The 25,728-nt window shown below is 27.6% G+C and carries 18 protein-coding genes, 1 tRNA gene and 3 pseudogenes; 7 read left to right on the forward strand and 15 right to left on the reverse strand.

The genetic code is table 11. The features are described 5' to 3' along the window. Window positions 1–39: 39 nt before the first annotated feature. Window positions 40–1,350, reverse strand: a complete 1,311-nt coding sequence (locus EDC42_RS03160; protein WP_069574580.1) for a prephenate dehydrogenase — start codon at window positions 1,348–1,350, stop codon at window positions 40–42. Window positions 1,351–1,881: 531 nt separating this feature from the next. Here EDC42_RS03160 and EDC42_RS03165 point away from each other — a divergent pair. The 3 genes from EDC42_RS03165 to EDC42_RS03175 all read left to right on the forward strand — a co-directional run bounded on the left by EDC42_RS03165 (window position 1,882) and on the right by EDC42_RS03175 (window position 7,716). Continuing rightward, window positions 1,882–2,127: a hypothetical protein gene (locus EDC42_RS03165; RefSeq protein ID WP_069574563.1), complete on the forward strand. Its 246-nt coding sequence runs from the start codon at window positions 1,882–1,884 to the stop codon at window positions 2,125–2,127. Window positions 2,128–2,577: 450 nt separating this feature from the next. After that, entirely contained in the window at window positions 2,578–2,823 is a 246-nt protein-coding gene (locus EDC42_RS03170) for a hypothetical protein (protein WP_069574562.1), read from the forward strand. A gap of 420 nt (window positions 2,824–3,243) precedes the next feature. After that, the gene (locus EDC42_RS03175) at window positions 3,244–7,716 is read left to right on the forward strand and encodes a chitobiase/beta-hexosaminidase C-terminal domain-containing protein (protein WP_123833382.1); all 4,473 of its coding nucleotides are present in this window, start codon (window positions 3,244–3,246) and stop codon (window positions 7,714–7,716) included. 745 nt (window positions 7,717–8,461) lie between these two features. Here the strand turns inward: EDC42_RS03175 and EDC42_RS09590 are convergent. The 5 genes and pseudogenes from EDC42_RS09590 to EDC42_RS03200 all read right to left on the reverse strand — a co-directional run bounded on the left by EDC42_RS09590 (window position 8,462) and on the right by EDC42_RS03200 (window position 11,414). Continuing rightward, window positions 8,462–8,602: a hypothetical protein gene (locus EDC42_RS09590; protein ID WP_233144897.1), complete on the reverse strand. Its 141-nt coding sequence runs from the start codon at window positions 8,600–8,602 to the stop codon at window positions 8,462–8,464. An 18-nt stretch (window positions 8,603–8,620) separates the two neighbouring features. Then, window positions 8,621–8,740 (reverse strand): annotated as a pseudogene (locus tag EDC42_RS09785) (transposase); the annotation flags it as partial. 7 nt (window positions 8,741–8,747) lie between these two features. Next, window positions 8,748–9,131, reverse strand: a complete 384-nt coding sequence (locus EDC42_RS09430; RefSeq protein ID WP_158005590.1) for a hypothetical protein — start codon at window positions 9,129–9,131, stop codon at window positions 8,748–8,750. A 166-nt stretch (window positions 9,132–9,297) separates the two neighbouring features. Then, window positions 9,298–9,780, reverse strand: a complete 483-nt coding sequence (locus EDC42_RS03190) for a helix-turn-helix domain-containing protein (RefSeq protein WP_069575177.1) — start codon at window positions 9,778–9,780, stop codon at window positions 9,298–9,300. Window positions 9,781–10,379: 599 nt separating this feature from the next. Then, window positions 10,380–11,414, reverse strand: a pseudogene (locus EDC42_RS03200) (IS4 family transposase). A 2,950-nt stretch (window positions 11,415–14,364) separates the two neighbouring features. Here EDC42_RS03200 and EDC42_RS03205 point away from each other — a divergent pair. The 3 genes from EDC42_RS03205 to EDC42_RS03215 are packed head-to-tail and all read left to right on the forward strand — an operon-like array spanning window position 14,365 to window position 17,506. Continuing rightward, entirely contained in the window at window positions 14,365–15,426 is a 1,062-nt protein-coding gene (locus EDC42_RS03205) for an mRNA surveillance protein pelota (RefSeq protein ID WP_069575179.1), read from the forward strand. Between the two features lie 60 nt (window positions 15,427–15,486). Then, a complete protein-coding gene (locus EDC42_RS03210; RefSeq protein ID WP_069575180.1) occupies window positions 15,487–16,449 on the forward strand; it encodes a cell wall biosynthesis protein in 963 nt (320 codons plus the stop codon). Window positions 16,450–16,453: 4 nt separating this feature from the next. Next, window positions 16,454–17,506 (forward strand): glycosyltransferase, encoded by a 1,053-nt coding sequence (locus EDC42_RS03215; RefSeq protein ID WP_069575181.1) that lies wholly within the window; start codon window positions 16,454–16,456, stop codon window positions 17,504–17,506. A gap of 2 nt (window positions 17,507–17,508) precedes the next feature. Here EDC42_RS03215 and EDC42_RS03220 read toward each other — a convergent pair whose 3' ends face one another. Beyond that, window positions 17,509–18,810, reverse strand: a complete 1,302-nt coding sequence (locus EDC42_RS03220; protein WP_069575182.1) for an FAD-dependent oxidoreductase — start codon at window positions 18,808–18,810, stop codon at window positions 17,509–17,511. Window positions 18,811–18,888: 78 nt separating this feature from the next. Between EDC42_RS03220 and EDC42_RS03225 the strand changes: the two genes are divergently transcribed. After that, a complete protein-coding gene (locus tag EDC42_RS03225; protein ID WP_069575183.1) occupies window positions 18,889–19,161 on the forward strand; it encodes a HypC/HybG/HupF family hydrogenase formation chaperone in 273 nt (90 codons plus the stop codon). On the opposite strand, the gene EDC42_RS03230 is transcribed toward EDC42_RS03225, so the two are convergent. The 8 genes and pseudogenes from EDC42_RS03230 to EDC42_RS03265 all read right to left on the reverse strand — a co-directional run bounded on the left by EDC42_RS03230 (window position 19,158) and on the right by EDC42_RS03265 (window position 25,672). Continuing rightward, window positions 19,158–19,673 (reverse strand): amino acid-binding protein, encoded by a 516-nt coding sequence (locus EDC42_RS03230; RefSeq protein ID WP_083234885.1) that lies wholly within the window; start codon window positions 19,671–19,673, stop codon window positions 19,158–19,160. The genes EDC42_RS03225 and EDC42_RS03230 overlap by 4 nt on opposite strands. Window positions 19,674–19,796: 123 nt before the next feature. After that, a tRNA-Ile gene (locus tag EDC42_RS03235) sits at window positions 19,797–19,871 on the reverse strand. 103 nt (window positions 19,872–19,974) lie between these two features. Beyond that, window positions 19,975–20,259, reverse strand: a complete 285-nt coding sequence (locus EDC42_RS03240; protein WP_069575184.1) for an iron-sulfur cluster assembly protein — start codon at window positions 20,257–20,259, stop codon at window positions 19,975–19,977. Between the two features lie 93 nt (window positions 20,260–20,352). Then, window positions 20,353–21,261, reverse strand: a complete 909-nt coding sequence (locus EDC42_RS03245; RefSeq protein WP_069575185.1) for a DUF5591 domain-containing protein — start codon at window positions 21,259–21,261, stop codon at window positions 20,353–20,355. Between the two features lies 1 nt (window position 21,262). Then, window positions 21,263–21,753: pseudogene (locus tag EDC42_RS03250) on the reverse strand (TIGR00295 family protein). A gap of 6 nt (window positions 21,754–21,759) precedes the next feature. Then, window positions 21,760–22,278: a transcription factor E gene (gene tfe / locus EDC42_RS03255; protein ID WP_069575193.1), complete on the reverse strand. Its 519-nt coding sequence runs from the start codon at window positions 22,276–22,278 to the stop codon at window positions 21,760–21,762. 302 nt (window positions 22,279–22,580) lie between these two features. Beyond that, window positions 22,581–23,780, reverse strand: a complete 1,200-nt coding sequence (locus EDC42_RS03260; RefSeq protein ID WP_069575186.1) for a DegT/DnrJ/EryC1/StrS family aminotransferase — start codon at window positions 23,778–23,780, stop codon at window positions 22,581–22,583. Between the two features lie 5 nt (window positions 23,781–23,785). Next, window positions 23,786–25,672, reverse strand: coding sequence for a polysaccharide biosynthesis protein (locus EDC42_RS03265; protein WP_069575187.1), 1,887 nt, complete (start codon window positions 25,670–25,672; stop codon window positions 23,786–23,788). Window positions 25,673–25,728: the final 56 nt, after the last annotated feature.

Raw genomic sequence — 25,728 nt, forward strand, 5'->3', positions numbered from 1 at the left:
TTTTGACACTTTAATATATGTTCGTATTGTTTAAAACAATTATCTTATAACTCCACCAAAACCAGTGAATAACTCTTTAATTTTTTCAATATCTTCTTTTGATAGTGCAATAACTTCAAAAGTCAAACTTATAGAATTTTTACTAATTTGGGGACCATTGTATGTGTCAGTTAATTTTATATCAATTATATTTGCGATATTCATAACTGTATCTTGTATGACTTCGGCATCAACTCTCTTTGGAAATACACAACTGATTGATTCTCTTTTTTTATCTAGATTATTAATTTTCCATTCATAAAGTTCATTATCGCTTAAAACCTCAATATTAGCTATACGTAATTTTTTAACCTTATTTCTTTTTCTTAATATTGCAGTTTTATTTTCTATTTTCTCTAAAATTCCAACATGGATTTTTCCAGAGTAAATATGCCTTAGGCCAACTTCAGTACCTATTGATTTATTTAATAATGTAAATTCGTGGTTTAATCCATTAATTGCTTTATCACTTCTACCTAATGCATTTTTAATGTCCCCCATATGTTTTGTTGCTTTAATTGCTATTTCAACAAATTTTTCATCATCTTCATTATTAATTACATCTCTTAACTCAATAACTGCATCTGCAAATGTATTTCTAATTTTTGGACCATTATTGTTCATAGATTGAATGTGATAAGTTAAGTAAGGGTTTTGTGCAACAATACGGGCAATCATATCAATCATAAGATTATATATTGGACTTTCATAATCTTCAGTTTCAGAAATATCTATTTTTAATTTTTCAATAGCTGATGCAGTTGAAATAAATGAAAAATGAGTTAAAACTTGCACGATACTCATCATATAATCGTGTTTTTTGGCAGTAGTTTCAATTATTCGCATATGTTGTTTATTCAGATAGTCATAAACTTTTCTGTACCATTCGCCTTTTTTAGTAGCGGTTAAAACAATAACCTGGTTATCTAACTCTGTTGTTCTCGGACCAAAAATTGGGTGTGTTGGAATATATTCTACGGTGTCAGGCAATACTTCTTCCATAGTTCTAGAGGGCTCTTCTTTAACTGATGTTACATCAATCATCAATGATCCTGCTTTCATAAATTGAGCAACTTCACGTATAACATCTGATGTATGATGTATTGGTACTGAAACAATTATAATATCACTAATTTTTGCTAAATCAGTATTTGATTCAATATAATTAACATTTAAATTACAAGCAACTTCTTTACCTTTTTTATGATCTCTTCCAGTTATGTATACATCAAATTCATCCCTTAAGTAGTAGACAATTGTTTTACCTAAACCATCGCTACCTCCAATAATTCCAACATTCATTTTAATCATTAATAATTTTAAATTAGTAATAACCTTGATTTTCATTTAATTACCAGTGTTTTAGGCATACTTTATACACAAGTATCTCAAGTATGACATTGGTAAAATCATATGAAATCAATTAATCTTACTTTTAGTAACTATATTTATTTTCATATTCTTGCTATATAGTTTCCGATTTGGAAAATCGAATACATACCAAATGGGGACTGTCAATTTGTTAGGACTTTTGTTGGTATTTAGTGTTTATTTTTTTTTAAAGTCGTTTTTTCAGTCTTCTTTTAGTTTTTTATTTTTTTTAAGATTTTTTTCTATTAATTCTACTTTGATTTTAATGTTTGTTTTTAATAATTTTGTAAATTAATTATATGTTTGGTATTGTTTTTTATTTTTAATTTTGAGTTTGATTAAGTATTTATATGATGAAATACAAATAATTATATATGAAATCCGAAATTAAATGCCTTCCATATCTTAGATTGGTCGGCGAGACTTATATATTTATCGGTGCATTTAAGGATCCTAGTTCGAAAAGGATTTTTGGTTGAAAAAGATTTTGATAAAAAAATTTATCCTCAGTTAATTTTACCTATTGAGTCTATTCTCGATGATAATTACTTTTTTAATAATCAAGGGAATTGTAGATGGAATGTGAGCCTTTATTGTAAACATCTTGGTTCTAAAAAATTTTCTAGAAAAGGATATAAATTGGAGATTATTATATTATGGATGATGGAATTCCAATTAGAGTTAAATTTAAGCGATATAAGTGTAAAAAAAATGTAAAAAAAAGTTCCAAGTGAAGTTCACAGAATACTGGGAAAAATTCTGCAATTATTCCAATAAAATAAAAAACAAAGCAAAAATTCTATTGCAACATAGTTTGGAAATCATTAAGAAACATTGTAAAATGATTTTAAAGCATTGTTAAACTTTGATATATCGCATGAATCTATTAGAAAAGCTTTAAAAAATGATGATGGAGTATTATTGGTTAAACGAAGAACTAGAACTCTCCGGATATTATGGTTAATGACGCCCAATGGATTAAAAATGAAGGTAAATGGATATAACAGGATTAGAATTATTCGATATAAATCAATAACATGCCCGTAGCATGCTTAATATCAGAAAAAGAAACACCAAAAAATAATTGAAGATTTCATCGACATATCAATCCCCTTAAAAAACCGCAAAGCAATAATAACCGATTTAAAAGAAGATTATGAACAAATAATGAGAAAATTAGGCTTTGCACATCAACACTGCACATTTCACCTAATTAAAAATATGACTACCAATTTAAAACCAAAAATAACCGAAGAACTAGACAAATACGAAGCAGAATTAAGAAAAACCCAGCCAAAAATCTCCGAAACCAAATCAAAAAAATGCGCAAAACTAAAAAAGAAGAAATTAACAAACGAAATAAAAACATATATAAGATTATTTTTACGAATTATTCCACCAACAATCATTTAAAAAAGCAGAAAAATACATAGAACTCCTTAAATATGAATTAACTAATTTTCCCATGATGATGCAAGACTACTTAAACAAAAATTTCTTCCCAGTTTTATAGAAAATATCTAGTTTTCCTTGAAAAACCGTTCATCGGAAAATTAGAAAGCACAAACAATAAAATAGAAAATTACTTCGGAAAATACACTAGATAAACACACAAAAAGAATTTATAGAACGCCAGAAGGAATATTCGACTACATTATGGCAAGAAAAGATGGTTGGATAGAAAATCAAAAAAAAGTCCTAACAAATTGACAGTCCCTGGCAGACACAAATAAAAAAATATATGTCATGAAATAAATATATTATATTTTATTACTATTCAATTATAATGGAGTGTAAATTTGAAGAATTTAAATAAATTTTTATGTAGCTTATTTGAAAAACTCAAAAGGCAAAGTATTAACTGGGAAAAAGATTACAGTCAATTATTCTGGTAAAACTTACTCACGTACAACAGATTCCAAAGGTTGCGTTAGTTGGAATGTTCAAAAAAAACCGGGAACATATTCGGTGAAATTTACTTTCAAAGCAAAAGGATATCAAACAAGCAGTAAAACAGCAAAAGTAACGGTAAAAGCAATGCCAACATCATTAACTGTGAATAATCTTGCTTTCACATATGGTGACGGCAACAATAAGTTAAAAGCGACACTAAAAGATAAAAAAAGAAAAGTTTTAGTAAATAAAACTGTTGTTTTTAATTTTAATGGTAAAAACTATAATCAAAAAACAAATTCGAAAGGAGTTGCAACTCTAACAATTGGAGCTGGACCAAAAAAATACACTACCACAATTTCATTTACAAATGCAAATTATTTGAAAAGTAAAAAGACAGTAACTGTAACTGTCAATAGTATTCCTACAAGTTTAACTGTAAATGATTTAACTTGTAATTATGATGACAGCAATGCATACTTATATGCAACTTTAAAAGATACTAAGAATAATAAATTTTTAAGTGGACAAACAATCACTTTTAAAATCAATGATAAAAGTAAAAATGTAGTTAGTGACAGCAATGGAAAAGCAGGGATTAAAATAGAAGAAAAATCTGGAACATATAATGTTGATGTTTCATTTGCTAAAAGTCCATATGCAAGCATTAGTAAAAAGATTAATTTAAATGTTCAAGGAGCTTTAACACCTGAAATCAATATGCACAATGGTTTTTATAATGTATCTAATTTATTAGTTGATTTTACTGGTGATAATGCTGAGTACATTGTCTATTGTAGTTTTGATAATGGTGCTTCTTGGTATAAAGATAATCACAGTTTATCTTTTAATTTAACTACATGTAATTGGAGCATAATATATTATTCTTCTTTTAGAGGATTCAACAGCACAATTAACCATGTTAATTATGTTCTAGATGGGGATGTTCCATTGGTTTGGGCAAGTCATGGGTCAGGAATTTATAATACTAATTTTCAGGTTAATTTAACAAGTGTTGATTTATTTGATGAAAAACCAATAATATATTACACCTTAGATGGTAGTGACCCTACAGTTCAAAGCACTATTTACTCAGAACCCATTAATGTTGTAAAAAACACCAATTTACGTTTTTTTGCAATGGACACATTTAACCATAGAAGTGAAATAATTAGTGTTTATTATTTCATTGGAAATTGCATAGCTAATCTAAACAATGGAAAAACATATAATACCATACAAAATGCAATCAATGATGATAAAACAAAAAAAGGAGACATTATTGAAGTTAATAAAGATATCATAATTGAAAATGTTGTTATTAATAAAAATATTTATTTAATTTCTAATAATGTGATTTGGCAATCTAACAATAAGTCCCCTATAATTTACATGAAAAATGTAAATAATACCTTTATTGAAGGTTTTACTTTTAAATCAGATAATGGGTCAGGTATTGAATTAAATAATGTTTCAAATTGTGTTATTCAAAATAACAATTTTTATAATAAATATGGATTTAGTATTCATAATGAAAATAAAGATAATGATAATCTAAATAATATTTGTATTCAAGGAAATAATTTTTATGATAATTATTATAATTATATTAATTTTGAAGTTTTAGAAAATTCAAAAATTATTAATAATAATTTTGAATCTAATAAAAATGTTTCTGCTATAACCATTTTAAATTCAAAATCCAATATTCTTATAAACAATCAATTTACTAATTTAAACTACGGAATTTTAATTAATAAGTCCTATGATGATGTTTTCTTTGGAAATAATTTCTCTATAAATAATATTGGGCTTTATTTAAATTGTGTTGATAGTAAAGTAATTAGTAATACTTTTATTAATAATCATTATGGTATTTACTCTATAAATGCTTCTAATTTAAGAATTAATTTCAATCGTATTGTAGATAATTCTAAATTCGGTGTTTACTGTAAAAAGGGTATTGTTGATGCAAATAACAATTGGTGGGGTAAAAATTATATAACTAATAATGCCTTAAATTCAGGAGATATAAATAATAATGAAAATATTGGAATAAATTGTTCTGCTTATTTAGTTTTGAATGTTTATGAAACTAATTATAAAATTGATAATGGAATTGTTTATAATGTTTCTTATGTTGCTAATTTAAGATCAAATAATTATGGGGAAATTTTTAATCAATATTTTATTCCAAATTGTAAAATTGTTTATAATATGTATTGTGAATATTTATATGATAATGGTGTTGTGTATAGGGGTGTTAATAGAATAATTGACTTAATGTTATCTGAAGGTAGTTCTATTAAAGAATATAGATTAGGATTTTTAAATAATCTAACTGTTACATTGGATCATCAAAATATCTCATTTTTCCGTGAAAGTTCATTTAATGCATATGCAACCATTGATATCGTTAGTTCTGCTATTTTTAATGGTTCAAATCTTGATATTAGTGTTAGAGTTCCATTGGTTGATAATGTAGATTGGTTTAGTATTGTATGCAGATATGTGGGGAACTTTAAAAGTGAGTTATTATTAATTTATAATGGAGAAGTGCGCAATACAATAGTTATTGAAAGTTCCTTTTATAATGAAGCAAAGAATGTGTTTTCAAATAATTTTTGGAATGCTTTAGATACATATCACTCTTGTTTTTCAGGTTATAGAAATAAGCAAATATGCGCATATGCTTATTTATATTTAAATGACCCTAGTTTGAATACAATTGAATTATTGGATAATAAACTAAGTAAAAGCAATATCCAATTTAAGTTACAAGATGTTTATAATTTACTAGCTAATAATAATATTACTCTTAATGATATTTTATTAAATTTAATCAAGAATTCTTATAGCTTGTCTGATTTAGAGATGTCATTTATTGATTATGCAAATGGAAATTTATTTGATACAATGAGTGTTTCATTAAAATATCCTGGAAATGACAGATTATTTTTTGCATTTGAAGACACTATCAACAAAACTTTTGTGTGGAGAGGGGATTCTTCAGTTAGTTTGTATAATATTCATTATGTAAATGGAGGATATTTTGATTTGACTGCACCATTCCCTATTGGCGATAATGGTGATTTAATTTATGACAATGGAAATATTTACTCCATTAACTATAACTGTATTTATACATTTTTATCTTCAGATTATGATTGTTTAAAAACCTATACCTTTGCAAATAGCAAAATTAATAATAATGCTCTAAATTATTGGTTAAATCAGAAGAACCGTACTGATGTTAATGGGGAATTATATTATAATATAGGTTATATGAAAGCAGCTTATGGTAGTTTCCTTGAAGGTTTACTAGTAATTTATTGTAATGATGTTGTTGCTGACGTTAGTGCAGATAAGTTCAATGTATCCTGGACTCGTGTAAACCCTATGGTTATGAGTGTTTGTGATAGTTTGGAAGGTTATTATCTGACTGGAGAATCTGATTTTAACTTTGGTCGTGAAGTAGTTGGTGATGTAAATAATATTAAATCATTTAATTTTGCTTGTTCAGCATCATTTTCTATTATTGAAAAGTATGTTATTGATGCATTATTCCCTAATGAAGGAAATAAATCTTCAGCTATGTTTTCTTTGATTGATAGTTTATTTAATAATGGAACTTTAGAATTTATTGTTGAAGGAAATTATACTTTGATTCGTAGCTTAAATGTTAGTAATGTTGTTTTTGTTTACGATGAAACTACTGGAATTTTACGTGATTGTATTAATGGATGCTATGGAGCATATTGTTATGCCAGCCAACAAACTGAATGGGGGCATAATTTTGGTGAAAATTCATTGAAATTAGAAGATTTAATTGTTGGTATTATAAATGGAATTGATACCTCGTTGGACAATATGAATAATGATTGGTTAGGTTTTGCAGGATGTTTGGCAATTACTATTGGAACCGGATTGTTTTTAGTTTCTAATCCTGTTGGATGGAGTATTGCAATTGGAGCAGGTTTGTTAATTGGTTCCGGAATGTTGGCCACATATTACGCAGATGATTTAAATAAAGGTTGGAATTATAATAGGGGTGCACACTTCATATTTGATGTTGGTACTTCAATGATTCCCGCAGGTGCTCCATCATCTTTAATAAAATGGAATGTTGGCAGTTTAGGTAAAATTGTTTTAAGTGATGGTCATTTGGTTAGGCATGTTACTAAAAATTCCATTAATAAAGGTTTTGACAAATATTTAATGAATTTAGCTAAATCTCATGGAGGAACTATTGATTACGGTTCTCATAAAATTATAAGATATGGAACTATAGAATCAATATCAAATACTATGTATGGTACAACAAAAAAAGATTTTATATACTATTCCATTCAATATTATATTAACAAATATATTATTGGAGACATTGTAATTAATAAAATCTTTAGCAGGTAAAATTATGTCTTTTGATACAAAAAGAAAAAAATTGATAAGACATACTATTTTAATAAATATTATCGTATTTTTAATAATGTTATTTTTATCAATATTTTTAAATAATGAAGTGTATCTACAATCCTGTCCCTTTATTTTATTAATGATTGGAGGTTACATATCTCGTGAATACACTGAATTATATTTTAAATATAAACATAAATATTCATACTTCCAAGTTTTTTTTAAAGTATGTTTATTTTCAGTAATTGTGAGTATTATTTGTTGTGAAGTAATATTGAGATTATATTTCGGATCAAGTATTTTTTTGTTTATTTTAAATAAATAGTGGAGTTAAAATGTCATTTAATGAAGAAAGAGGCTGTTTAATGAAAATTACTATTTGTATATATTTGTTACTTTTAGTTATTTTTACTAGTTTATCCATATTATTTAGTAATAAAATTTTTTTAGAATTGTTACCCATAATTATTCTGGTCATAAGTATTGAACATGTTAGAGATTATGCATGCATCTATGAAAAATATTTTAAACAGAATTATTCCTTGTTTAAACTATATTTAAATGTCTCTACTATTCCCACTATTTTATTTGCAATATGTTGTGAAGCGTTATTGAGAGTTTATTTCAATTCAAGTATAATCTTAAAATATCTAAAGATATTAACATGAAATAGAATACTTTTTTCTATTTTGAGATATTCTCCTCAATTTCTAAAAGTTCTAAAATATTTAATTATAGTTAATTACCAAACTTTTGGTATAAATGTTTCAAACCATTTGTCATAAACTTTTGTTCCTAAAATTGATTTATTGTAGGTTTTTATTGTTAATTCTTTTAGAAATTCTTTTGATTCTAGATAATAACGTTTTATTTCTCTTTTCATTTGTCTCCATATTTGTTCTATTGGATTTAAGTGAGGAGAGTAGGGAAGAATGTATATTAATGTAATATTGAGGTATAATGCTATTTCTTTGATGAATGCAGATTTATGGACGCTATAATTATCTAATATTAAACATATTCTTTGTTCATTTTTTTGTTTTTGATAATATGTTTTCTTTTTTTAAGAGATTTAATGTTATTTTTCTTCTTATTTCTCTTCTTTTTTTCACATTTTGGATTGATTCACGATTACAGTGTTTTCCTATTATTCTGGCGATTGTTGAGGTTGTATCGTCTTTATATTTTTCTATTATTTTTAGAATTTTTTCTGTGAAAACTTTATTATTTTCGTTGTTTTCGATTAAAATTTCGTCTATTTCTTTATCAGTTAAATTTACTTCATTTATGATTTTATTTAATATTTTTACAGTATTTTTGTTCTTTGTATTTGCGTATCTTATTTCTAAAAGTGCTATTGCAATTTCAGGTGCTGTTGAGGAGTTTGTAAATTGTGAGGGTTGAATTTCCATTTATTGCTAATGATTCTGTGGCATTTATTTTGAATTTATAGGGATTTACAGTTTGTGTATGTTTTGTTCCTCTTTTTATAGAGTGATTTTTGTGTATATGGTTCATTTTGGAAAGAATCTTCATCAAATAAGGCTATAATATCGTTTGAATTTACATTATGTTCTTTTAAGTTTTTTTTAACTGTTTTTCAGCATCTTTTGGAGATTTTGAAGATTTTGGATATGCTTTACTGTAATTGTATCCTAATTTTTTCATAATTTTGCCTATTTGCTTTAAACTATAATTTACATTGAATTTTTCATTAACAAGAATATGTACGTCTTTCATTGAGATATTAGGTGTTTTTTCAATGATTTTGTCCAGTTCAATTAGTTGATCATAAGTTAATTTTGAAGGTCTTCCACCACCAAATGACGGTTTTAAACCTTCCAGTCCTTCACTTTCGCATGTTTTAGCCCATCGATGAACTGTTTGATATGATTTTCTAATTATTCTTGCAGCTTCCGCAATGCTATGACCTTCACTGATAATTCTAATTGCAATTAGTCTTTGATAATACCTATGGTAAGCAACATATTTTGCAATTTCTTCATCCAGAGCTGTTTTTTTCACATTTTTTAAAACATTAATATTGGATTTACCTGACATAATTTATTATTTGTCAATTATCTATAATAAAAGTTTGGTAATTAACTATAAATAGAATATAATTCACACATAATTATAATCTTCAAGTGTGCATTAATTGAACAAATGCTGTCAACTTAAGTAATTTTTCATGATTTTTTAGTTTAGTTTTTTTTATTATTTTGGGTGTCCGCCAAAAATCTAAAATTAATTTTTGAAACTGATTAAAAATAATTCAATTCAAAAACAAAGAAAAATTTACATCAAAAAAATTACTTTTGGCGAACACTCTTTTTTCATGTTAATCTGTAATTCATGTTGAATTTTCTTGCTGGAGTTGGTTTTCTGGGTACTTTTCTGTCTTTTTTGATTTTATTTGGTGCTTTCGTATAGTCGGATTATTTTTATTGTGTATTTTCTTATAATCTTCGTGGAAGGGTTTAAAATCATTTTTGGCAGGTATTTCTTTAATTTTCTGATTAAATTTGCTTGATCTACTTGGTATTCGTCTTTGATTCCTTTTTTTCTTTTTCTTTTATTTATTATGAAGTTTAAATAAGATTTGTAATGGCAAAATATGTTGTATCTTAAGAATTTGGAGTAAATGTCTTGTTCGATGGTTATGCGTCTTTTTCCAGTGTAGTTCTCGATGTAGTATCTGTTTTTTTTAGTGTGTTGTAGTTGGTTTCGATTCCCCATCTTTGGTGGTAAATTTCACAAATATCTTCTGTTGTCATGATATTTTCAGGTAAATTTGTTAATAAAAGTTTCGATTTCAATTTCAATTTCTCCTGTCTTTTCATTTTCTTTTTCTATTTCAATGGTGACTATTCTTAATTTTAGATATAATTCTTTGGAATATTTTTTCTTTAAGAATTGGATCTTTGAATCTTTTGAGTCTTTCGCCAGTTAAATACAATTTTATTTCTTCATCATTGGATTGAACTTGTTTTCTTTCTTTTTTTATAGAAATCATCCTGCAATCGTACTACAAAATAACTATTCATCTCAATTATATGTGCAAATAGTTCCATTGCTGCATATCCTCTATCAAATATTAAAATTGAAGATGTAGGATTGATTATTTTGGTGGAATTCTTTAGATTTTGATGCATTAGTTGTAATTCGCCTTGTTTGTGGTTTCCTATTATGCCGGCAATGATAAAACCATTTAAAACATCCATTAAACCTGAAAATTTAGCATTTGAAGGCTCTCTTTTAATTAAACTATTGTTTTTAATCCCAAATTCATTACGAACTTCATCAAAATCAGGAATTTCAAAATCGGACCCATCACCAGCAATTAAGAAAAATCCTTTAAATTTTTTAAATAAGGGATTATTAGTATTATAATTTATATTTTTTAAATATTTATTGCTTATTTGTTTAAAAACTAATGGATCAATGAATATTCTTTGTTTTGAAAGATTTTGTCTTGTTAAACAGATATCCAAGTCATCAAATTTATCTTCCAAATAGTCATCTAAATCATTTTGATTTGAAGATCCTTTATTAAACAAAAAGAATGATACAATGTCCTTAAAATTAAATTTACGTTCTCTGGAAAATTTATTTTCAGTATTAACAAATTTTTGATAATTGGTTAATACTGTATCGATGGCAGACTCATAATAATAAAACATAAATATCACCATCGATTTATTTGCCTAAAACAAATAAATTTAATTTATTTATTTGAATTTTTAACAGTTTTACTTCAGATTTCACATTTTCCATTTTTTCACAAAAAATAGAAAATTTAATTAATGATTTGCCCCAAAGTATTATTGAGGACTTTTGTTTTTGTTTCATATTTATACATTTGTCCTCACTATTTATATAATATTTTCTAATGACTCTATTTCTTCTATAAAAACTAAATTAATATAAGTAATTTATATATAGACCATACATATCAGATTATTTAAAAATACTTAATTTAAATTTTGCTTTAATTAAAATAATGAATTCAACGCATTAAATTTATATTGTAGCAAATAAGTTTAAATATAATAAAAGCTAAATATTAATTTAATCAAATAATAACAAACTGTAATAAACTGTTTTTTTAAAAAACAAAATATAAACATATATTAAACATAATAAAGACATAACGTATTAATAATAAAAAAATAAAGCAAAAAAATCAATTTCTTAAGTTGACGGCATTGTTAATTGAACACATAATGAATAGTATTAATGCACAATATAAATAACTATGAAAATGATTTGTTAATCTGATGAATCAATGAATGAAATGGATTGGAATAGACATATATAAATAATTAGGTTGTCAAATAAGAACTGGCTGTTTATAAGTCGATTTGAGGGTTAAGTAATGAAAACCTTATTTTCTTGCATTGGTACTATTGGGTAAATGAAAAGGAGCTTGTTCCCTCCCCTTAATTAGGCATTAAGGGTTTCAATGCACGATTTGCCTCATAGATGAAATATGAATATTAATGAGGGGTGAAACACATCATAATAAGTCTTCACAACTAAACAACGAGCAATTCAATGAATTAATGTTATATTCTTCACGAGTAGTAAAAGAATGAGCATCCTCATTTCCAGTGCTGTCTGTTTCGCCAATTTCATCTGCATCACCAGAGGTTGATGGATTTCTTCTTTCAGGAGTGGAACCGTCTTTACTAGTTTCAATTTTAATTTTTCTTTAAGTCAGTTTCTCCATCAGTTCCATATCAACATCACCTGACAATAGCTTATCAATAATTTATTTATACTGTGTATTTTCATTATAGTTAAAGTTGTATTTAGCTATGTACTCTTTTATTTTCCTTTTATTTTCAGCTTTTTTAAGTTCAGATAATTCTTTTAATATTTCGTATTTAGAATCAATGAATTCTTTATTTTCTCCAATAGCTTTTTTAATCTCTTCATATTTTTCAAATTATTTTTTAAGAGTGTTAATCTCTTCCTGAAGCTTTCCAATCTCAGTGTATTTACCTTGCAATTTTTTCAATAGCAAAATAGTGGCTACATTAGTTTCTTTATTCTGTGGGTGAGGTTGTGGCTGTGGAGCAGGTGCAGATTCAGGGTTCTCAGCAACACTAGTGTCTCTGGTTATATCTGATTCAACAATGTAATCTTTCTAGGGTTTTTAGTTACTCCAAAATCTATTAAACTCATAGTATCAATTTTAAATGAATCTTTAATTAATTATATTATTTATTATTTTTTTGGTTCTTTTCAAAAATTTGTGTGATTTTTTGTTTTTCATTTTTTATGTTCCAATAGTTTAGTTTTTAGTATGAATCGGCTTAAAAGACCTGATTTTATTTTTATTGTTTTTTATATGTTTTTGATAATACTTTTTGGAAGGTGTTTTCGATTTTTATTGTTTGTGGGTGGGATATTCGTGTTTTCAAGATAGTTCATTAATTTTTTGAAGTAGGGGATGATGAATTTTCCATTAAGCTTTTGTTTTTGAAGTTGTTTTGAGAGTATTTTTTTATCTAATCAAGGATATCATGTTGTTTCTTTTTAGCATTATTGAGTGTTTCTGCATCCAGTATTTTTATAAAATATTTTGTTTTAAATCTGTTATGATTTCTTTTTTTTGGTCTGTTAGTTGGTTTTTTTTAATCTAAAATGGTCTTTAAATCTTTCATGTTGTATGTGAAATTTGCAGAAAAATGATGTTTTACTTTTAGTTTTATCTAATTCCTTCTCGATATATTGTGTTTTAAGTCATGTTACTATTCTTTTGATTTTTTAGTGATTCGTTTAAGAATTGATAAATATGGTCTTGTAATCATCTGATTCGACTAAATTTTGACTGAAACTAATGTATTCAGTTTCAATGTCGAATTAATGCTAAAATATAATATCCAAATTCAATCTATTTTAACCCAGTGACTGTTGAATAAGGCAATAAAACCTTGAATAAGTTCAATTTTCATTTAGTTAAATGGGATAATTTAGATGTTAATAATAATGTTTTTTATGCTTTGATGTGATATTTTCGATGTTTTGTTTGATTGTTTTAAGTCAAATCGTATTTTATGGAGTCCTGTACACATTAAATTTGGATATAAATTTTCAATACAATCAAATAACAGGTAAATGTAATATCTTGAATTAGGGTAAACAAGTGATGATAAAATCAGTATAAGAAGACTTGCCACATTTTTTGCATTTATATTTTTGAATAGTGCATATTTGTTCCCCAATTCTTAAAAAAATTAGTTTTCTTTCGTAAATTTCCATTTTTTAACAGTATTTTTTGACTTACAACTTGGACAAATACTAATTTTATTTTCAAAATAAGTTTTACTTCTTTTTACAATCTAATTATATTGTAATAAATATTTTTCCACCCAACACGTGTAATATCCTCAAACTGATGAAATTCATAAATTTCCTGAAAATAATCGAAAAGTTTATTATCTTTTGGCTTCATATATCATATGGAGTTTTTATATTGTTATTATTCATATTGACATATTAGTTCCACTTAATATATTATTTTTACAACTTTTAAATCAAAAAAGAAGAAAAAGTAGAAAGAAAAATTTTTATGACTCAAAAATTAATCAAAATTCAGATCACACAAGTCGAAAGAGCCAAAGTATTGTGAAACTTATGAAAATTATAAAGCAAGACACCAAAGAAGGAATTATTGAAATTGTTCCAGAAACATTGGATGATTTATGGCATTTATCCCATATAATTGAAGAGGGAGATAATGCATCTTCTAAAACAACAAGACGTATTCAGGATAATACTGGAGATAAATTAAGAAGTGATAGGGGAGTTAAAAAAACATTTTATTTAGGTTTAGATATTGAAAATATCACTTTTCATTTATTCACTGGAAAACTGAGATTAACCGGCACCATTACAAAAGGTCCTGAAGATTTAATTCCTCTCGGATCACATCATACTTTGGAAGTTAAACTTAACACTCCAATCAAAATCAAAAAAAGGTTCTGGCCAAAATGGGCAATTAAAAGACTTAATCAAGCTATTGATGCATCTAAAAAACTATCTGCAATTATAATTGTTTTTGAAGATGATACTGCAACAATTGGTTTAATGAGGCAATTTGGAATAGAATATTACGGTCCAATTAAAGGATATGTGTCTGGTAAAAGAATAATTGATAAAAACAGGCAGAAAAACATTGTTCAGTTTTATGATAAAGTTATTGAATCAATAGAAAAATTTGATTCAATTCAGAATATTGTTATTGCAGGTCCCGGTTTTGTTAAAAACGATTTTTATGAATATATTAAGGATAATTATAAAAATTTAGCTAAAATATCGGTTATAGAAGCTACTGGTTCTGGAGGGCGCAATGGCATTAGTGAAGTTCTAAAAAAGGGAACTGTTGAAAAATTAACTGCAGAAAATAGGGTTGCTCAGGAAATGGGAGCTATTAATAGATTACTCACTGAAATTGGTAAAAATTCATCTAAAATCGCATATGGTATAAAACAAACAAAAAACGCAATTAATCTGGGTGCTGTTAGTGAACTTTTAATTTTAGATACTAAAGTGGCTAGTGAGAACATGGGTGAATTAATGGATATGGTTGAAAATATGAAAGGTGAGGTAATGGTTGTTAGTAGTGAACATGAAGGTGGTAAACAATTAGAAAGTCTTGGGGGTATGGCAGCTATCCTAAGATATGAAATTGTTTAATTTTATGTACAAATATATATAATATGAACAATTAAGAATAATTATACACAAGTGATTAACATGTTTTATTCATCAATTATTATTGCATTTATTATTGTTTTTATCATAACTGCAGTAAGCACTGCTATTTTAGATATCATTTTTAGATTTTTTGGAAAAAGAGGATATCTGGGTAATTTATATCCGAATGTAAGAGGGGGAATACCTCGTGCTATAGGCATAATTCCTTTTATTGTTTTGTCCTTTTATATGATTCCTGTTTGCAACTCAATGATTTTAATTATAGGTGTTTTTGCATTAATTGATGATATTTTGGGGAGAAAGAAATGTGTTCCATTAGGCATTGAATGGGGACAACTTTCAAGAGGAATTGGAATTGTTTTGGTGATGATTACAGGTATTCTTGAAGGATATTGGATTTCTGCAATTTTCATTGCATTAATGGTTCAACCGCTTAATATTTCAGATATGCAACCGGGCAGTGCATGTATTGTTACTATGATAATGTCTGTTATAACTATGATTTTCATGTTAATTGCAGGTTCGCCTATGGTAAATGAACTGCCTGCGGTTTATACGCCTTTATTAATATTTGTTGTATGTGCAGCTTATTCTCCTCTTGATTTTTCAGGAAAAATAATGTTGGGTGAAGTTGGAAATCATACATTCGGTGTAGCACTTGGTTTAGCTTTTTATCTAGTTGGAGGATTATGGTCTGTTATCTTGCTCGGATTCATAACTGTTGCTTTAATTGCATTTGTTAGAAGAAATAATTTAAGAGTATTTTTCAGACAAAATTTAAGAATATTAAATCCAACATTTGGGGATTATTTCATGGATGTATTGACTGGTGGAGGTTTAGGAGATTTATTTAGAAAATTGATTCTTAAGGATAAACGATTTGATATTAAGAATCCTTTATTGATCTCATTAGGTTTTAGAAGATTATTGTTCAATCCATATGCATCACATGCAAAAGAATATGCTCCAAAAAAAATACCAAAATTAGGAAAAGGAGTGTGAATATATGAAAGCATTTTTTACAGTTACTGGAAGAGGTTTGGGTGGTGATGCAGTTGTTGCACTTAACACCATGGCAGCACTTAGAAAAAGGGGTGTGGAATGCATAATTGGTTTAGATAAAACTGCTTCCAGTGATTTATTTGAAAAAAATGGTTTTGAGGTATGTAAAATTTCTATTCCTCATGCTGGTGGACATTCTGCAACCAAACTTTCTGCAATAAGAGGTGCTCTGAAATTAGTGACCGCTACTTTTAAAGCAAGATCAGCTATTAAAAAATCTAAATCTGATTTTGTCGTTGCTGTTTTAGGTGGAGGAGCTATTGTAGGTTCTTTAGGGGCGAAATTTGCAAGAAAACCCTGTTTTTCTTTAATTTCAACACCTTTGGATTCTAAAGTATGTCCTAAATTTAATTATTGTTATGCTTTACCGGAATTAGATGCATTTAGGTTTGACACTCTTCCTAAAAATATGGATAGGTCATTTTACCCATTAACTGATGATATTGGTGATGGAAAAGAAGAAATTGCTCTTCAAAAACTAAAAGAATATCCTAATTTCGATGAAAATAAAAAAACAATTATATTCTCTTCAGGTTCATCAATATTTAAAGGAATGATTGATGCTATTAACATAGTAGCTAATTCTACTGATGAATATAATTTAGTTCTAATCGGACGTCCCTTGAGAGAGGAATATTATGATTTGATTGATGATGAGAAAATAATTTATGTTGGTTTCATTGATTGGATTAATCATTTATTTAAATTTGCTGATTTAACAATATTGACTGATGATGGAGTTTCTCTTGAAGAAGCAATGATTTGTGGAAAACCGATTATTGCTCTTACTAAAGTAAAATGGGGAAGATATCAGAATATGGCTGGTGTTTTTAAGGGAGCTATCATTGAATCGGAAGTTAAAGATGTTTGTAAAAGTATAATGAAAGCATTTGAGAATTATAATTCTCTAAAAGAAAATGCTGAAGTATATGGTAAGCAATGTTTTGAAGCTGCTGATGTTCTTGCAGATAAAATATTGAAAAAAGTTGAATATTAGTATCATAACCACATGTTCTTTATTATTTTGTAGTTTGTATCAGTTGAGGGGTGAATTTCTAAAAATTCATCATAATCATTTAAATCATAATTCATTCTCATTATATAAGATAAATATGCAACATCGCTTACTGAAGATGGTGAAATTGAATTAATTCTGTTTATTTTATTATTTCTCTTATCAAATTCAATTTCTGAATATCCTGTATCTTCATTTAAAATATTCCAAAATGCTGAAGGTCCTGCAATCGCCGGCATTGCAATTGTTTGTTTGTCTTCTTCATTACACTCTGATTTTTCATTTTCAACAAAACTTACTTCCATGTTCAAACTTAAACTTTGAGGAATGCAATTGTAGGTTATTTTATTTGAGTACCCTGCCATATTTCTTGCAGCTGTGATGCCCTCTTTTCTTGCTACTGGTGTTAGTTGATATCCTCCAGTAACATCTCCTGCAGCATATATATTTTCAACTGAAGTTTTCATCATTTCATTAACTTTTATGGTTTTATCATGGTTTAGCTCAACAATATCTTTAACAATTTCACTGTTTGGTGTTCTTCCTGTTGCAAAAAATGGAATTCCATCTAGTTCTTCACCATTTTCAAGTAAAACTTTATCTTTAAATACTTCTACAACATTAATGTTTTCATAGATATTAACATCAGTCATGAGGTTTTCCAATATATATTTTTTTGTATTTGGAGTAATTTCTTTTAAAAATGTGTTTCTTGCAAAAATATTGACTTCACTACCTAAAGTTGAGTAAATATTAGCTATTTCTCCAGCTATGATTCCTCCACCAATTATATTTAATTTTTCAGGAACATCATCAATTTTTAATATGTCCTTATTTGTTAATCCAAATTCATTCCCTTTAATATTAGGAATAAAAGGGCGTGCACCTGTTGCAATAAGTAGATTATCATATTCAAAACTTTCATTATTTACTTCAACTATATTATTTCCAATATTAGCTTCACCATAAATTATGCGATTTCCAACACTTTCATTTTCTATTTGATTTAATTTTCTTAATTTTTCTTGTGTTTCAACAATTCTTTCAACAATTTTTTCATAAGATATTTCAAGCTGACTTTTTAAAAATCCGTGTGAATTAAATCTTTTGTTCGCATCAATAAATTTTGTAATGTCTGTTAGTGCACAAACAACCATGCACCCTTCATTTAGACAAGTGCCGGCAATATGATTTTTTTCAATTAAAGTAACATCTTCTCCTAATTTTCCAAGTTGCAGGGATGCTAATCTTCCAGCAGGTCCAGAACCAATAACGATATTTTTCATATTTTAACTCCATTTAGATAATTTTATATAATACTACTTTTTAATATTATTTATATATTAAATTTTGGAGGAGAAATTATGTGTATTGCAGCACCTGCTCATGTTGTTGAAATTAATAGAGAAGACAACTGGTTATATGCTGACTTTGGTGGAGCAAGACAACAAGCAAAAATGGATCTTTTACCTGATGTAGAAATTGGTGATTATGTTCTTATCCACGCTGGTTATGCAATAGAAAAATTAACTGAAGAAGCTGCTAAAGAATCTTTAGAAGCTTGGGAAGAACTTTTAGAAGTTCTTGAGGAAGAAGATAAAGAAATGGAAAAAGCAAGAATGGCTGATTTAGATTAATAAATTGATACTCTTGTTACTCCTTTTATTTTTAAAAATTCATTTATTAAATCACCACTTACGACCTCTTCGGTTATAATGGTTAGTATAGGACTTTCTTGAAGTTCTGTATCTTCGGCATAAGCTTGTCTTATCCCAATTCCTTTTTTTGTGATTAAATTTGCAGTATTTGCAAGTATGCCTTCACTTTCGGACCCTACTTCGATTTCGATTACTCCTAATTTTAAGTTTTTAGCAATATTTTTTAGAAGTGTTCCGGCAGGTATTATATTGCTGAAAAGATTATACAATTCTTCATCTTCTTGTATTACTTCAATAGTGGATTTGATAGCTCTTCTATCTACATCAGCAGCAGTAGCTAATGCTTTATCACTTATTTTTAAATTTCCACAATAGATTTTCCCATCTTCATTTAAAGATAGTCCAAGTTCGATCATTTTTTCTGCAACTCTAATTCTTGCAGGGTATTTTTTGAATTTTTCATTAATTTTTTCCCACATTTTAATCAATATTCCTACTTTCTGTACATTCAAGTTAATTTATGTAGAACATGATATATATTTATTGTGTTGATTTATATAAAAAAGATAAAATTGTCATGTAATGGGAAATTATTTATAAAAATAGTTTAGAAGTAGGCTAGATGGGATTCGAACCCATGACCTCCCGGTTATCAGCCGAGCGCGCTAACCAAGCTGTGCCACTAGCCTATAAATTATCTTGTTGTAGTTAACTGTCAACACTTATAGTTATATTAATTCCTATATATAAATCTTTTGTTTATATACAGAAATTAACCGTAATTTTAAAATTTTATCTATTAATCATTTCATTAATGGAATCTGCCATAGCATGTCCTTCAACAATAATCTTCGCTTTTTCAATTCCATCAACAGCTTCAGCTTTGACTTTAGCATCAGCAGCAATACGAGTGATACTCATACAACCAGGATTAGTTGGTTTAAGGGTAATTTCAGCTTGATCTCCATCAACTTTGATGTTTTGTACAATGCCCATTTCTACAATACTAATCCCCATGTGTGGGTCATTAATTACAGTAATAGCATCTTTAATATTATTTACTAATTCTTCAGACATATCTTTTGCCTCCTATTATTTTAGTATACATATAGTATTTAACAATGGTATTTATAAACGTTTTTATTTTTTTCTAACAAAACTATACTAAAATCATTTCACTCTGTGTTTCAGTTTAACGCTAATGCCATTACGACATTCTTCCATTTCATGTCCGGTCATTATAGCTTTTCCAACACCAACAACAGCATCATCTTTAACAACTATAACCTCATCATTTGGCACTATTTTAGGGTCTGCTTTAATGATTCCTGGTGCAAAAACGGTATTTGTTGTAAGGTCAAAGTCAATTTCAACAATATGTGTATTTAATTCTTTTAAAATTTCCCCACCAGACAAATTTAATCTATATAATCCATGATCTTTGTTTAGTAAAGCTAATTGTTTTCCATCAGATAATATTCTTTTATGATACATTCCTTTGGTTTTAACATTATCGGGGATAAATTTATCTCCATTTTCACCAAATTGAAATTTGGCAATGGATCTTAGTTCATGTAATGTTTTTTCCTTCCTGTTTATTTTCTGATGTTTTTTAAGTTCCATTCTTAAATTGTAAAGTGAATCAGGGGAAGTTGGTCTTCCATCTTTACAAACATTAATGAAATCATCAACATATGATTCACATGATTCCAAATATCCTCCAGAAAGATTTGCAACAATATTTTTCCCTTCACAATATTTTGCAATTAATTTGCCTGTTTCTTCAATTTCATCTTGTGACCATGAACCAGTTGTACTTACATCATAAGATTGAATTGGGAATGTATTTTCAAGTTCTCTCGGACAAATTCCAAAGGGGGATGTCACAATAAGTTCTTGATATGAACGTGCAATTTTCCTAAATTTTTGATGTGATTTAGAATTAGAATAAGGTTTTTTCATACTGCATGGTAATAAAACAACACTATCCCCAAGAGGCTCCATCATTTCCATTCTTTGTCTCCATCTAACTGCTTCTGGACGGTATAGGGACTCTTCACTTGAACATATTACTTTCATATTATTCCTCAAAAGCTTTGATTAATTTATTGTCTAATTCAATTAGTCTTTCAATATTTTCGTCACTGTCATCTATTTGTTTTTTCCACTTTGATATAACAAAATCAACATCCACTTCTTCACTGCCGTTTATCAAATTATCTGCATGGGCAACAATTTCTTCTTCAAGCGTTTGAGGCACATATGATTTTTCAGGAAGCCCAAGTTTTATAGCTTCTTCCTTTGTTATTCCAGCACCGATGTGTCTTTCAATAATGTTTAAAACATCATTCGAATAACCATATCTTTTAGCTATTTTAACTCCTTCAATAGCATGGGTGATATCATGGTTTTAGACCTTCCAATATCATGTAAGAGAGCACCCTGTCTAATCAGATTGTCATCTACATTATCAAAATTAGTTGATATTTTCACAGCTTTTTTATAAACTGCTTTGCAATGTTCTATAACATTTTTAGGTGTATTTTCTTTTTTTAGTAATTTAATTTCCATTGTTCTCTATGAATTATCAATTTTTTCAATAAATGAATTATAATTATCTTCAGCAATTTCAATATTGTTTTTAAGTTTTTCAATAATTTCAGCATTATCTTGGAATTCTAATTCTTCACCGCATGCAGGGCATAAAAATTCATAATAAGGATCAGCTGCAGTATCAAAATTAAACCTAACATGACCGTATGGACAGACAAAAAACATATTATGTTCTTCATTTTCTAATTTTGCATTAAGTTCAGATAATTCAGTTTCACTATCACTTTTAATTCTATTGATTAATTCACTTTCTTCAAATTTCCAAGAATAAGTAAACCATTGAGTTTCCGGGTCTTTACTTCTTTTATAATTGGCAATTTTTAAATCATAAAGTTTATATAAAATTTTTCTAACGATATTTAATTTAATACCTGTTTTTTCAGCTATTTCTTCATCTGTTTCAACACCATCTATTAATGATTTAATAATTGGACTGATGGTTTTTTCAACAGTTTCACGAATATCATTAGCAATATACTGCACATCTTCTGGCGGAAGTTCTAGTGCTCTTATAAGATTGTCAATTCCATCAGGGGTTGATTCATCCGGATATCTTTCTCTAAAATTTTTTTTAAGGTTTTCTTCATGGTCTTTTTCAACAATTTGTGATAATAATTTCTTTACTAATATATCATCTATCATTTAATTTCCCCTAATATAATTATCCTTGTTTTTTCTGTGTTTTTTTGGAACTTTTAAAAATAAATTAAAATAGATAACTTCGTTAAAAGTAATGTTTAGTTATATCTTTTTTATTATAAAAATATAACTACACTATTCTAAAATTAATATTCTTTTAATATATCTAAAAAATTTTCAATAATATACTCAACTTCTTCATCACTTAAAGTGGAATAAATTGGTAAACTTATTTCATTTTTAAATAAGTTATATGCATTAGGATAATCTTCAATATCAAATCCTAAATTTCTATATGCCGTAAGCATTGGAAGCGGTTTATAATGTACATTGGTACTTATTCCTTTTTCATCCATTTTAATCATGATTTCATTTCTTTGTTCTAGATTAATGTCTTTAATTCTAGTTAAATATAAATGACCAGAAGATGTTGCGTTTTCAGAGAAATGTTCAGGACATATAATTTTACTATTTTTAAATCCTTCGTCATACTTTTTAATGATTTCGTGTCTTCTTTTAAGCAGTGAATCATATCTCTCAAGTTGTCCAAGTCCAATTCCAGCTTGAACATCAGTCATATTACATTTGTATGCCGGAAGAAGAATATCATATTCCCAAGATCCTTTTTTGGTTTTTTCTAATGCATCTTTGGTTTGACCGTGAAGTGAAAGAATCTGTAATTGCTTATATAATTTTTCAGAATCAATTCCTTCATGTTCTTTCCAAGTCACTGCTCCACCTTCAGCTGTTGTTAAGTTTTTAACTGCATGAAATGAAAAACAGGTAAAATCAGCAAGTGTTCCTGCAGTTTTATTATTTTGAACAGCACCGAAACCATGGGCACAGTCTGCTAAGACAATAATTCTACCGTAAGCTTTTTGTAAGCCATTACTGGCTGCAAATAATTCTTTTTTGCTTTCAATTATTTCATATAATTTATCATAATTGCATAATATACCTGCAATGTCGACGGGCATAATAACTTTTGTTTTTTCAGTTATTGCATCACTTACTTTTGAGTAATCCATTTCCTCTTTATATTCTTGGCTGTCAATCATTACAGGTGTCGCTCCCACATGGCAAATTACACTACATGTTGCAGTATATGTATATGCAGGCACGATTACTTCATCACCTTCACCAATACCTAACAATCTTAAAGTCATTTCTAAAGCAGTGGTTGCAGCACTTAAACAAACAGTCTTGTCACTGCCACAGTATGCACTGATTTTTTTTTCAAATTCTTTTGTTTTAGGTCCTGTTGTAATCCATCCAGATTTTAACGCTGCTACAACTTCTTCAATTTCTTTTTCGCTTATATCTGGTGGGGAAAATGGAATATTCATATTATTTACTCTCCGTTAACTTCTTTTGGTTCCTTGTAAGTAGGAACACATTTTTTCATAGTTTCTTTAATAATTTGTTTATCAGTAATTTCTTTGTTTATGATTTCTCTAAATGCATCTAACTTTTCTTCAACATCTCTCATTGTGAAATTCATAGGTTCTGTAATGAATATTTTTTCATGCCCTGTTCCTTCAAGATTTTCCTCATCCATTAAAATTTCTTCATATAATTTTTCTCCAGGTCTCAAACCTGTAAATGTAATGTCAATATCTTTTCCAAGAGTTAATCCTGATAATTCGATTAAACTTTTAGCTAAATCATAAATTTTAACGGGTTCACCCATATTTAATACAAATATTTCTCCGCCTTTTGCATATGTGATTGATTGCAATACTAAAGCTACTGCTTCAGGTATGGTCATGAAAAATCTTGTAATGTCTTTATGAGTTACAGTTACAGGACCTCCATTTGCAATTTGTTTTTTAAATAAAGGTACAACAGATCCGTTACTTCCTAAAACATTTCCAAAACGAACAGCTACAAATTCAGTTTCACTTTCTTTATCTTTGGCTTGTATGATCATTTCACATAATCTTTTGGTAGCACCCATTATATTTGTCGGATTAACTGCTTTGTCTGTTGAAATTAAAATAAAACGTTTTGTGTTATATTTGTCACATGCATTAACGAGATTATAAGTTCCAAATACATTATTTTTAATTGCTTCAGTTGGGTTATTTTCCATTAGGGGCACATGTTTATGTGCTGCTGCATGAAAAACAATTTCAGGGGAATATTCTTCAAATATTTCAAACATTCTTTCTTTATCTCTAATGTTTGCAATAATTGCTTTGATATCATCATTCGGATAATTATCTTTAAGTTCTAACTCAATATTGTATAAACTATTTTCATATATGTCTAACATTAATAACTGTTTAGGATGGTGAATCATTATCTGTCTACAAAGTTCTTCACCAATAGATCCCCCGCCACCGGTTACTAAAACAACTTTATTATTAATTAGACTTTTAATATTATTATTATCAAGTTCTACTGGTTCTCTTCCAAGCAAATCTTCAATTTCAATATCCCTTAAACTACCATATAAATTTTCAGAAGATATGATTTCTCGTAAGTCCGGTAAAACTTTTACATTTGCTGATGTTTTATTACAAATTTCTAAAATTTCCTTTTTATTTTTATTGTCAATATTTACAATTGTGAAAAATATTGTATCAATTTCTTCGTTTTCACATATTTTCAGGATATCTTTTCTGTTACCGATAATTTTTACTCCAGCTACGGAATAGCCAATACGTTTTTTATTGTCATCAACAATACCAATAATGTTGTACTTTCCTTTTAATGAGGTTTGCAATGTTTTAATGATATTATTTGCAGAATACCCTCCACCTATGATTAATACTTTTTCCTGATTTTCAGGTGTGTAGTTAATTCCTTTATTTGCAATATCTGATAATAATGCATATCTTATTACTAAACGGTAAACAACGGTTAGTGTCCCAATTAGGATACCTGTTGTTAAATTGAATTTTATTGAAGGATTCTTCATACCAATTATATCTTCAATTAAAGAGACAATAAGCAGAGATATTATTGAAAGAAGAATGTACATAATATAGTCTTGGTTATTTTCGTAACGGATAATATTTGAATATCTTTTTGTTAATCTAAAAATTGTCTGTAAAATAATTATTGCGAGTATAATACTAATTAAAATTTCATTTCTTGTTATTGCACTTATCGGATCCATTAAAAAAGAGTCAGTAATTAAAACAGATATCAAGTAATATCCTAAAATTACAGATATACTATCCATTAATGGCAATAAGAAATTTCTGTATTTTCCAAAACTATCTACATTCATGAGAATCATCTTATAAAATTCACTTATAACTTATAATAATTTTAAGCATTATCTAT

Source organism: Methanobrevibacter gottschalkii DSM 11977, assembly GCF_003814835.1.
Lineage (GTDB): Archaea > Methanobacteriota > Methanobacteria > Methanobacteriales > Methanobacteriaceae > Methanocatella > Methanocatella gottschalkii.

Excerpts from the sequence above, each read along its gene's own strand:
- EDC42_RS03225 (WP_069575183.1), top strand. The coding sequence starts at position 18,889 with ATGTGTATTGCAGCACCTGCTCATGTTGTTGAAATTAATAGAGAAGAC.
- EDC42_RS03190 (WP_069575177.1), bottom strand. The coding sequence starts at position 9,780 with ATGTCAGGTAAATCCAATATTAATGTTTTAAAAAATGTGAAAAAAACA.
- EDC42_RS03245 (WP_069575185.1), bottom strand. The coding sequence starts at position 21,261 with ATGAAAGTAATATGTTCAAGTGAAGAGTCCCTATACCGTCCAGAAGCA.
- EDC42_RS03205 (WP_069575179.1), top strand. The coding sequence starts at position 14,365 with ATGAAAATTATAAAGCAAGACACCAAAGAAGGAATTATTGAAATTGTT.
- EDC42_RS03240 (WP_069575184.1), bottom strand. The coding sequence starts at position 20,259 with ATGTCTGAAGAATTAGTAAATAATATTAAAGATGCTATTACTGTAATT.
- EDC42_RS09590 (WP_233144897.1), bottom strand. The coding sequence starts at position 8,602 with ATGAAAAGAGAAATAAAACGTTATTATCTAGAATCAAAAGAATTTCTA.
- EDC42_RS03170 (WP_069574562.1), top strand. The coding sequence starts at position 2,578 with ATGAGAAAATTAGGCTTTGCACATCAACACTGCACATTTCACCTAATT.
- EDC42_RS09430 (WP_158005590.1), bottom strand. The coding sequence starts at position 9,131 with ATGGAAATTCAACCCTCACAATTTACAAACTCCTCAACAGCACCTGAA.
- EDC42_RS03160 (WP_069574580.1), bottom strand. The coding sequence starts at position 1,350 with ATGATTAAAATGAATGTTGGAATTATTGGAGGTAGCGATGGTTTAGGT.
- EDC42_RS03220 (WP_069575182.1), bottom strand. The coding sequence starts at position 18,810 with ATGAAAAATATCGTTATTGGTTCTGGACCTGCTGGAAGATTAGCATCC.
- EDC42_RS03260 (WP_069575186.1), bottom strand. The coding sequence starts at position 23,780 with ATGAATATTCCATTTTCCCCACCAGATATAAGCGAAAAAGAAATTGAA.
- EDC42_RS03215 (WP_069575181.1), top strand. The coding sequence starts at position 16,454 with ATGAAAGCATTTTTTACAGTTACTGGAAGAGGTTTGGGTGGTGATGCA.
- EDC42_RS03265 (WP_069575187.1), bottom strand. The coding sequence starts at position 25,672 with ATGAATGTAGATAGTTTTGGAAAATACAGAAATTTCTTATTGCCATTA.
- EDC42_RS03210 (WP_069575180.1), top strand. The coding sequence starts at position 15,487 with ATGTTTTATTCATCAATTATTATTGCATTTATTATTGTTTTTATCATA.